The sequence below is a fragment of the Micromonospora sp. NPDC048170 genome (genome assembly GCF_040652795.1).
GTDB lineage: Bacteria > Actinomycetota > Actinomycetes > Mycobacteriales > Micromonosporaceae > Micromonospora.
The window spans coordinates 1-9,509 of sequence record NZ_JBEZMR010000062.1; the positions used below are offsets into that span (position 1 = coordinate 1).

The following is a 9,509-nucleotide window of genomic DNA, read 5'->3' on the forward strand; positions in this document are numbered from 1 at the left end:
GCGCAGACGGTGCAGGTGTCGGCGTACCCGGATCACTACGCGCAGTGGGAGCAGCAGGCCGCTGACCTGGTCGCCGAACACTGGAACAGCTGACAAAGCGAACGAACGCCGCTGGCCGGCACCCCCACCCGGGGTGCCGGCCAGCGGCGTCTGCACGCCCAGGCACGTATGGCCGAGCCACGCATCCCGATCCGGGCGGCGGGTCGCGTAGTTGCGGATGGCGGGTCATCGGCGACGGCCGAGGGTGACGTCGACCAGGGCCGCGACCAGCGCGAGCGTGATCACCCCGGCGGCCAGCAGCAGCGAGTGCCGGAAGGCGAGTGAGAAGTCCCCACCAGTGGCGGCCAGCGAGGAGAAGAAGAGCGATCCGACTGCGGCGATCCCGGCGGCGGAGCCGATCCGCTGGCCGGTCTGGAGCATGCCCGCGCCGCTGCCGGCCTGCCGTACCGGCACCTGGGACAGGGTCAGGGTCTGGTTCGGTGCGATCACCAGGCCGCTGCCGAGCCCGGCGACCAGCAGCGGCGCCGCGGTCAGCCACGGCACGGCGGCGCCGCTCGGCGCCCGGTCGAGCACGACGACCACCGCGACGAGCCCCACCACCACGGTGAGCAGCCCGAGGGCCACCAGCGGGCGACCGTAGCGGTTGACGATCCGGCCGCCGAGTGCCGACGCCGCCGCCGAGCCCAGCGCGAACGGGGTGATGGCCAGGCCGGCGACCAGCGCGCTGTACCCGAGGCCGTTCTGTAGGTAGAGCGTGAAGATGAAGAAGATCGCGGTGAACCCGCCGAAGTAGACCAGCGCGATCAGCGAACCCAGGGCGTACGACCGGAAGCCGAACAGCCGCAGGTCGAACAGCGGCTCCTGGCGCCGGGCGTACCACCGTTCCCACAGCGCGAAGCCGGCCAGGACGAGCAGCCCGGCCGGTACGAGCAACCACTTCGCCGGGCCCCGCCACTCCTGCTGCACCAGCGGCAGCAGCACCAGCAGCACGCCGACGCCGAGCAGCAGCACCCCGACGGGGTCCAGCCGCCGGTGGTCCCGTGGGCCGGCCGGACGGGTGGGGATCAGCCGCCAGCCGAGGACCACCGCGAGAACGCCGACCGGCACGTTGACGAAGAACACCCACCGCCAGCCGTGCTCCTCGCCCCCGACGGCGATCAGCAGGCCGCCGAGCAGCGGGCCGACAGCCGTGGAGATGCCGATGGTGGCCCCGAGCAGCCCGAACGGGCGGGCCCGTTCGGGGCCCTGGAAGAGTTCCTGGATCAGCCCGGTGACCTGCGGGTTGACCACCCCGGCGGCGGCGCCCTGGAGTAGCCGGGCCGCGATCAGCCACGTGGGGGAGGCAGCCAGCCCGGCCAGCGCGCTCGCCAGTGTGAACAGGGCGATCCCGATGACGAACGCGGTGCGCCGGCCGCGCGCGTCGCCGAAACGACCGGCGGAGACCAGCACCAACCCGAACGTCAGGGCGTACCCGGAGAGCACCCACTGCAGGTCGCTGGGGGAGGCCCCGAGGGCGCGGTCCATCGACGGCACGGCGACGTTGACGATGCTCACGTCGAGCAGCGTCATGAAGGCGGCGACCAGCCCCACCGAGAGGGCCTGCCAGCGGCGTCGGTCGTCCGGCGACGTGGTGGCGTCGGCCGGTGGCGGCGCACCCGCCGGGCTCATCGTGCCTCCCGTGGACCGGTGATCGGGCATCGCCGAGCGCTACCCCGATCCCCGGGGGGCGAACCATCATGTGGCGCCCGGCGGCTCACGCCATCTGGCGGGCGCAGAACCGGGGTCCGAAGTCCAGCCCGGCCATCGGCGAGTCCTCCCGGTGCAACAGGTTCTTCTCGGTCAACTGGTGCAGCGGCGCGTGCAGCTGCTCCTCGGTGAGGCCGGCCTCCTGGGCGATCAGGTCCGGATACGGCACCTGCCCCCGCGTCTCCAGCGCCGCGACCGCGTTGTACACCCGCTCCTCGACATCCGACAGCTGCACCTGCCGCATGGCCTTTCCTCCTTAGCCTCTCCCGCCCTTCGGCGGGCGGTCACGCCGCGCGGTTACCCGGTGGGTGACCGAAGATGCCCACTCGATCGGGCGGTGCCCGGGCCGCGCCGGCAGCGCCGGACACTGCGGTTTGCCCTAGGCTTGGCCGGTGATCGTCTGGGATCTCGCCGTCGTCGGCGCCGGCCCCGCCGGGCTCTCCGCCGCGCACGCCGCAGCCCGCGGGGGAGCGCGCACACTGGTCCTGGAGCGGGCCGCACACCCGCGCTACAAGACCTGCGGGGGCGGCCTGATCGGCACCTCGCTCGCGGCGGTGGCCGGCCGGATCGAGGTGCCCGCACATGACCGGGTCGACCGGGCGACGTTCACCCGGGACGGGCGACGCGGGTTCACCCGCCGCCATCCGGACGCTCCGCTGGTCACCATGGTGCGCCGGGAGGAGTTCGACGACCGGCTGCGGGCCGCCGCGCTCGCCGCCGGTGCCGAGGTCCGCGAGCGCGTCGCGGTCCGTGCGGTCGAGCAGGACCCCGACGTCGTACGCCTGCGTCTTGCCGACGGGGACACGGTCCACGCGCGGACGGTGATCGGGGCGGACGGCTCCTCGGGCGTGACCGCCCGGCACGTGGGGGTCCGCCACCGGCAGGTCGACCTGGGGTTGGAGCTGGAATTGCCCGTGCCGCCCGCGGAGCAGGCCCGTTGGCGGGGTCGCCTGCTGTTGGACTGGGGGCCGCTGCCCGGCTCGTACGCCTGGGTCTTCCCGAAGGGCGACCGGCTGACGGTCGGCGTGATCGCCGCGCGGGGTGAGGGGGAGCGGACGCGCGCCTACCTCCGCGGATTCGTCGATCGGCTGGGCCTGTCCGGGGTGGAGCCGGCGCACGACTCCGGCCACCTGACGCGCTGCCGGACGGACGACTCCCCGCTGCGGCGGGGTCGGGTGCTGGTCGTGGGCGACGCGGCGGGGCTGCTGGAGCCGTGGAGCCGGGAGGGGATCAGCTACGCGCTGCGTTCCGGGGAGCTGGCCGGCGCGGCGGTGGCCGCGGGTGACCTCGCCGGCTACGACCGCGCGGTCACCCGGGACCTGGTGCCGTCGATGCGTGCCGGGCACCGGCTGCTCGACGTCTTCACCCGGCGGCCGGGGGTGTTCCACGCGTTGCTGGCCACGCCGCCGGGCTGGCGGATGTTCGTGCGGTTCTGCCAGGGGCGGACGAGCTTCGACGAGACGTTGCAACGCGCCCCGGTCCGGGCCGCGCTGGCGCTGCTGGACCGCCCGCCGGCCGCCTGACCCCGGATACGCAAGGGTTCGCCGAGCGCACTTTCCACGGCGGGCGGGGTTTGACGGGTCCCGTGCCGCAGAGAGCCAGCAGCACGCCAGGATCCTAGGATGCCTTAGCGGTAGTGCCCGCCACCACGATGCACAACAGGCGGAATCAAGGCGACTGGCAGTACCGCCGCTGCTAACGTGGCCGTCGTGGCACGAGGTATCTGGTCGCAGAAGGTCCGCTCCGCCCGCTGACGGCGGCGCCCTTTCTTCTGCTTGAATCCGCGCTCGCCGTCCCGGTTCCCGCCGGGCGGCTGCTTGACGCTGCCCGGCTCCACCACGAGCTGCGGAGCACCGTTGAACCTCACCCCGAATCCCGAAGCCATGTCCCTGCCCGTCGCGGCGGGTGCCGTCGCACACGTCCGCGCCGACGGCGTCACCGTCATCCGAGGATCCCGCCGTGTCCTGAGCGACGTGACGGTGACCGTCTCCGCCCGGTCACGGGTCGCCGTCGTCGGCGAGAACGGCCGCGGCAAGACGACGCTGCTGCACGTCCTCGCCGGCGTGATCCCACCCGACGAGGGCACCGTGCACCGGGCGGGCACGATCGGCCTGGCCCGCCAGGAGTTGGCCGCGCGCGACGGTGCGACCGTCGGCACCCTGACGTCCGAGGCGCTGGCGGCGTCGCTCGCGGCCCTCGCCGCGCTGGACGAGGCGTCCCGCGCCATCGTCGCCGGCGATGCCGGCGCGGAGGACCGTTACGCCGCCGCGCTCGACGTCGCCACCGGCCTCGACGCCTGGGACGCCGAGCGCCGCGTCGACGTCGCCCTCGAAGCCCTGGGCGCGTGCACGGACCGCGACCGCGCGTTGTCGACGCTCTCGGTCGGGCAGCGCTACCGGGTACGGCTGGCGTGTCTGCTCGGCGCGCGTCACGACGTGCTGCTGCTCGACGAGCCGACCAACCATCTCGACGCCGACGGGCTGGACTTCCTGACCCGCAGGCTGCGCGAGCACGACGGCGGCCTCGCCGTCGTCAGCCACGACCGGGCGCTGCTGCGCGACGTCGCGGACCGGTTCCTCGACCTCGACCCGACCCGTGACGGAATGCCGCGCCTGTACGCGGGCGGCTACGACGCCTGGCAGGACGCCCGGCGCCGCGAGCGTGAGTCCTGGGAGCAGGACCACGAGGAGCAGCAGGCGGAGCACCGGCGGTTGCAGGACGCGGTGTCCAGGGCCCGCAACCGGCTCTCCACGGGCTGGCGGCCGGACAAGGGGACCGGCAAGCACCAGCGTCAGTCTCGCGCGCCGGGCGTCGTGCAGGCGCTGCACCGGCAGCAGGACGCCCTGGAGGCGTACCGGATCGACGTGCCGGAGCCGCCGCCGACGCTGCGGTGGCCCGAACCGGGTGTCCGGCCGGGTGCGCCGCAGGTGCGGGCGTACGGCGTCGCCGTCGACGGGCGCCTGGCCGGTCCGGTCGACCTCACCCTCGACGGCGGCGACCGGCTGCTGGTCACCGGAGCGAACGGTGCCGGAAAGTCCACGCTGCTGGCGGTGCTGGCCGGGGCGCTCCGGCCCACGGACGGACACGTCTGGACGGCGAAGGAGGCACGGATCGCCCTGATCAGCCAGGAGACCGCCGGGCACGACCCCGGCCTCACCGCCCGCGAGGTCCACGCCCGTGAGGTGGGGCGGCTGGTGGCCCGCGGGGCACTCCGCGAGGCCGACGCGGTCCCGCTCGGTGCGCTCGGGCTGCTGGACTCGGCGGCGATGCGCACACCGGTCGGGCGGATGTCGCAGGGGCAGCAGCGCCGCCTCGACCTGGCGTTGGCGCTGGCCGGGCGGCCCGGCCTGATCCTGCTCGACGAGCCGACCAACCACCTGTCGGCGGCGCTGGTGGACGAGCTGACCGGGGCGATCCGCGACACGAGCGCCGCCGTCGTGGTCGCCACGCACGACCGGCAGCTGCTGCGGGACCTCGCAGACTGGCCGCGCCTGGAGGTCGGGGGTCGGATCACCAGCCGCTGACGGCGGCGATCCAGCCTGGTCGGCCGGGTGCCGGACGGGCCGCGGGCGATCCGCCCACGGCCCGTCCGGCACTGCGGGCCACCGTCAGGTCCGGGCCCGCGAGGGCCTGCGTACGCCGATCAGAAGACCGGCACGCCCTCGCGTACGAGCTGCCAGTTCGGCTGGTAGAAGTCGGCCGGGTCGATGGCGCCCCTGGCCTGCGCCCAATCGATCAGCAGCTGACGGATCTCCTGCTGCTCGTTGTACACCTGGGTCTTCACGATGCCGGGGAAGTTGCCGCCGCCACTGCGCCGGTAGTTGTTCACCGCCACCACGAACTGCGCGTTGTCCGGCACCGGTGTGTCGGTGCCGGGCAGCACCAGGCGGGTGATGCGCTGGCCCACCGGCCTGGAGACGTCGATGTCGTAGTCCAGGCCGGAGATGACGTCGTAGTTGTAGTCCGGCACGGCCGGGTCGCTGATCGTCGCCGGGTCGACCGAAGCACCCGGGGCGAGGGTCCGGAAGTACTTCGCCGAGTACTCCAGGTAGGTGCGCACCTCGGCGCCGCTGAGCACGACCGCCTCGAGGGTGTTGTCGAAGACGTACAGCCCGGCCACGTCGCGGATCTTCACGTCGCCGGCGGGGAAGACCGCGGTCCGGCTGAACGGCGCGGCGATCGACAGCACCGGCAGGTCCGCGTACGGCGTGCCGGCCAGCGCCTGGCCGACGACCTCGGTCTGGACGTGGTTGATGAAGTCCAGGATCGGGGTGTCCCGGTAGCGGCTCTCCGCTGCGGAGAGTTCCACGGTGGAGCGGGCCACGACCTGGTTGACGTACGCGACGGTCTTCTGGTGCTGCGCCCGTACGGCGGCGAGGACCTTCGGATCCTCGACCACGGTGTTGGTGTTGAGCAGGGCGGCGTTCTTCTTGGTGATCTTCCAGCGGCCCCGTTCGCGGGCCAGGGTGAAGTCCATCCGGCTCAGCCGCTGGCCCCACTTCGACGGCTCGGTGAGCAGCACCTGCTCGCCGGTCTCCTCGTTGGTCACGAACTTCTCGGCGACCTCGGCGTGGGCGTGGCCGAAGAGGATCGCGTCGATGCCGGGGACCTGCTGGGCGATCAGCGCCGTCGGGTTCTCGTTCGGCAGTTCCGGGCCGTAGCTGGAGGTGCCGCTGTCGCCGCCGTGGGCGGAGATCAGCACGATGTCGGCGCCGCGCGCCCGCATGATCGGCACGTACTTCGCGGCGGTGGCGATCATGTCGTCGAACCGCAGTCGGCCCTCGACGTTGGCCTTGTCCCAGATCGCGCTGCCCGGATTGGTCAGGCCCAGGATGCCGACGCGCAGGGGAGGCGCGGCGAAACCGACGGAGACCTTCTTGATGACGTACGGCAGGAACGCCGGCTTGCCGGTGGCGACGTTGACGGCGTTCGCGGCCAGCGCCGGGAAGCCCAGCTGCGAGATCCACTTCGCCAGCAGCGGCAGGCCGTAGTTGAACTCGTGGTTGCCCAGCGTCACGGCGTCGTAGCCGAGCACGTTCATCGCGTTGGCCATCGGGTGCGTCTCACCGGTGGTGGTGATCGGCTCCTGCTTGGCGTAGAAGGTGGCCAGCGGGGTGCCCTGGATGGTGTCGCCGGCGTCGAGCACCAGCGTCGCCCGGCCCCGCCGCTCGGCGCGGATCTGGGTGACGAGAGCGGCCAGCTTCGCGACGCCCACGTCGTTCCGCTTGCTGTCGTCGTACTCGGCGTCCGAGTAGTAGTCCCAGTTGTAGACGTAGCCGTGGGTGTCCGACGTGCCGAGGATCGTGAGGTCCCAGGTCCGCGACCGGGCCGCGCCGGCCGCCTGGGCGGGGGTGGCGGCGATCAGCGGGACGCTCGCCGCCGCGGCCGCGGCGGCGAGCACCGTCCGACGCGACGGGCCGGAGGGAGAGGTCATGGCGTTGCCCTTCCATGGGGTCGGGGCGCCTGGTGGGCGCCGAGCGCACCCTAACGAGCGCCCGTCACTCCTGCCACACCAGTCCGAGGTGTTCCACCCGACCAGCGCCCGGTGCCACACCGCCGCGTCCGTTTCCGCCCGCCGCCGCAGGGTAGCGGTGGGATACCAGGACCCGATCGGTACGCGAGGAGACGTCGGTGAGCGAGGACCAGCACACCCAGCAGGACCCCACCAGCCAGTACGGCCAGCAGGAGGGACAACCGAGGCAGCAGCAGGCGCCGCCCGGTGCGACCGGCGAGATGGCCCCCAAGCCGGACCACGGCGAGGAGTCGTACCGGGGCAGCGGCAAGCTCGACGGCCGGCGGGCGGTCATCACCGGCGGTGACTCCGGCATCGGCCGCGCGATCGCCATCGCATACGCCCGGGAGGGCGCCGACGTGCTCATCTCCTACCTCGGCGAGGAGGAGGACGCCGACGCCCGGGAGACCGTCCGGCTGGTCGAGGAAGCCGGCGGCAAGGGCGTCGCCGTGCGCGGCGACATCACCGACCAGCGGCACTGCGAGGAGCTGATCGAGCGGGCCGTGCGGGATCTCGGCGGGATCGACATCCTGGTCAACAACGCCGCCTACCAGATGGCGCAGGACAAGGGCATCCTCGGGATCAGCACCGAGCAGTTCGACCGGGTGCTCAAGACCAACCTGTACGCCATGTTCTGGCTCTGCAAGGCGGCGGTGCCGCACATGTCCGAAGGCTCGACCATCATCAACACCTCGTCGATCCAGGCGTTCGACCCGTCGCCGCAACTGCTGGACTACGCCACGACCAAGGCGGGGATCGCCAACTTCACCAAGGCGCTCGCCGCCGACCTGGCCGAGCAGGGGATCCGGGTGAACGCGGTGGCGCCCGGCCCGATCTGGACGCCGCTGATCCCGGCGACCATGCCGCCGAAGAAGGTCGAGCAGTTCGGGCAGGACACCCCGGAGGGCCGCCCCGGCCAGCCGGCCGAGCTGGCCCCGGCGTACGTCTTCTTCGCCTCCCAGGAGTCCAGCTACGTCACGGGCGAGGTCCTCGGCGTGACCGGCGGGCGCTTCACCAAGTAGTCCCCGACGCCGGGGTCAGCGGGGCCAGGTGGCGAGGCGGGTGCGGACCCGGGCGACGGCGGCGGCGTCCAGACCGTAGCGGGCGAACCTGCGGTCCGGCAGCCGGTCCAGGTAGCGGCCGGCGGCCCGGACGTCCGCCTCGTCCAGGGCCGGGTCGAGCTGGCGGGCCAGTTCCAGCAACTCCGCCACGTCGTGGTGTTCCAGGGCCGCCGCGACGTCGATGTAGTCCCGGACCTCCCGCCGGTTGACCAGGGCGGCGGTCTTGTTCGCCATCAGGTCGCGTACGTCCATCACCGGCCCGAGGTCCATCACCACCGGGCTGCGGTGCCGGTCGAGGCGGGCCAGGCTGAGCCGGATGAGTCGCCCGTCCCGGCTCACCACGAAGTCCCTGAGATCCCGGTCGAAACCGTCGAACAGCTCGGCCAGCTCGCTGTCCGGATCGGCGTCGGTCACCTCGAACCCGGCCCGCTCCAGCGTCACCCGCACCGCGTCCGCCGCCGCGGCGGCGGCCCCCTCCACGTCGGCGAACAGGTCCACGTCCTCCGTCGGGCGGGTCACCAGCCCGTGCGCGGCCCAGGCCACCCCGCCCCCGAGCACGAACCGGTACGGCCCGGCGGCGGACAGTGCCACCCGGGCCACCTCGCGATAGAACTCGTGCGGGTGGGCGGTGCTCACGCCGTACGCAGCCCCCGATGGCGGCTCTCCCACGCCTGGCGTACGCCTCGGGGCAGGTTGAGCAGCCGCCACACCCGGCGCAGCATGCGCCCGTTGATGAGCAGCCGAAGGTCTTCGGCGCGGGTGGTCTCCCGCAGCACGTTCTCGTACATCCAGAGCAGGTCGTCCGGATCGGCCAGGTCGAAGGTGCGGTGGGCGTTCCACATCAACCGCACCGGCAGCTCCACCACGCCACGGGTGGGCCCGGTGAGCTCGGCGAGCGTGCGGGCCACCACGGCAGGCCGACCCGGCCGGGCCAGCTGGGCCGCGCGGGTCGGGGCGGGGGAGAGGGCCTGCATGGTGTCAGGGTAACCCCAGGTCGGGCTGTGTGGGCTTGCGGTTCGCTCCGGGTGTTGTTGCGCTGGGCGGCCTGTTGCGCTGGGTCGGGCTGGTTGTTGCGTGGGGTGGTTGTGTTGCGTGGGGTGGTTGCGCTGCGTCGTGGTGGGGGTGTGGCCCGCCGTGCCCGGCCCCCCCCCCCGCGGCCGGGTGCAAGAGGGCGGGGGGCCCGGCCCCCC

8 protein-coding genes are annotated in these 9,509 nt (G+C 73.2%); 3 read left to right on the forward strand and 5 right to left on the reverse strand.

The genetic code is table 11. The annotated features are described in order from the left end of the window. Positions 1-225: 225 nt before the first annotated feature. Together AB0D32_RS32500 and AB0D32_RS32505 are read right to left on the reverse strand one after the other, a co-directional pair. On the reverse strand, positions 226-1,668 hold the full coding sequence (locus AB0D32_RS32500) for an MFS transporter (protein WP_357098734.1): 1,443 nt from the start codon (positions 1,666-1,668) through the stop codon (positions 226-228). A gap of 85 nt (positions 1,669-1,753) precedes the next feature. Further along, positions 1,754-1,990: a hypothetical protein gene (locus AB0D32_RS32505; protein ID WP_357098737.1), complete on the reverse strand. Its 237-nt coding sequence runs from the start codon at positions 1,988-1,990 to the stop codon at positions 1,754-1,756. 148 nt (positions 1,991-2,138) lie between these two features. On the opposite strand from AB0D32_RS32505, the gene AB0D32_RS32510 reads away from it, so the two are divergent. After that, positions 2,139-3,269, forward strand: a complete 1,131-nt coding sequence (locus AB0D32_RS32510; protein ID WP_357098740.1) for a geranylgeranyl reductase family protein — start codon at positions 2,139-2,141, stop codon at positions 3,267-3,269. Positions 3,270-3,602: 333 nt separating this feature from the next. Next, a complete protein-coding gene (locus AB0D32_RS32515; RefSeq protein ID WP_357098743.1) occupies positions 3,603-5,270 on the forward strand; it encodes an ABC-F family ATP-binding cassette domain-containing protein in 1,668 nt (555 codons plus the stop codon). Positions 5,271-5,389: 119 nt separating this feature from the next. On the opposite strand, the gene AB0D32_RS32520 is transcribed toward AB0D32_RS32515, so the two are convergent. After that, a complete protein-coding gene (locus AB0D32_RS32520; protein WP_357098746.1) occupies positions 5,390-7,180 on the reverse strand; it encodes a 5'-nucleotidase C-terminal domain-containing protein in 1,791 nt (596 codons plus the stop codon). A 197-nt stretch (positions 7,181-7,377) separates the two neighbouring features. Here AB0D32_RS32520 and AB0D32_RS32525 point away from each other — a divergent pair, with 197 nt between their 5' ends. Further along, positions 7,378-8,280: an SDR family oxidoreductase gene (locus AB0D32_RS32525; RefSeq protein ID WP_357098749.1), complete on the forward strand. Its 903-nt coding sequence runs from the start codon at positions 7,378-7,380 to the stop codon at positions 8,278-8,280. A gap of 15 nt (positions 8,281-8,295) precedes the next feature. Here the strand turns inward: AB0D32_RS32525 and AB0D32_RS32530 are convergent, their stop codons facing one another. Both AB0D32_RS32530 and AB0D32_RS32535 read right to left on the reverse strand, forming a co-directional pair. After that, the gene (locus AB0D32_RS32530) at positions 8,296-8,955 is read right to left on the reverse strand and encodes a nucleotidyl transferase AbiEii/AbiGii toxin family protein (RefSeq protein ID WP_357098752.1); all 660 of its coding nucleotides are present in this window, start codon (positions 8,953-8,955) and stop codon (positions 8,296-8,298) included. Then, the gene (locus AB0D32_RS32535) at positions 8,952-9,293 is read right to left on the reverse strand and encodes a hypothetical protein (protein ID WP_357098755.1); all 342 of its coding nucleotides are present in this window, start codon (positions 9,291-9,293) and stop codon (positions 8,952-8,954) included. Before AB0D32_RS32535 ends, AB0D32_RS32530 begins: the two co-directional genes overlap by 4 nt. Between the last annotated feature and the right edge of the window lie 216 nt (positions 9,294-9,509).

Bases quoted from the DNA above. Each gene is read 5' to 3' on its own strand.
- AB0D32_RS32500 (WP_357098734.1), bottom strand. From the start codon at position 1,668: ATGAGCCCGGCGGGTGCGCCGCCACCGGCCGACGCCACCACGTCGCCG.
- AB0D32_RS32505 (WP_357098737.1), bottom strand. From the start codon at position 1,990: ATGCGGCAGGTGCAGCTGTCGGATGTCGAGGAGCGGGTGTACAACGCG.
- AB0D32_RS32520 (WP_357098746.1), bottom strand. From the start codon at position 7,180: ATGACCTCTCCCTCCGGCCCGTCGCGTCGGACGGTGCTCGCCGCCGCG.
- AB0D32_RS32535 (WP_357098755.1), bottom strand. From the start codon at position 9,293: ATGCAGGCCCTCTCCCCCGCCCCGACCCGCGCGGCCCAGCTGGCCCGG.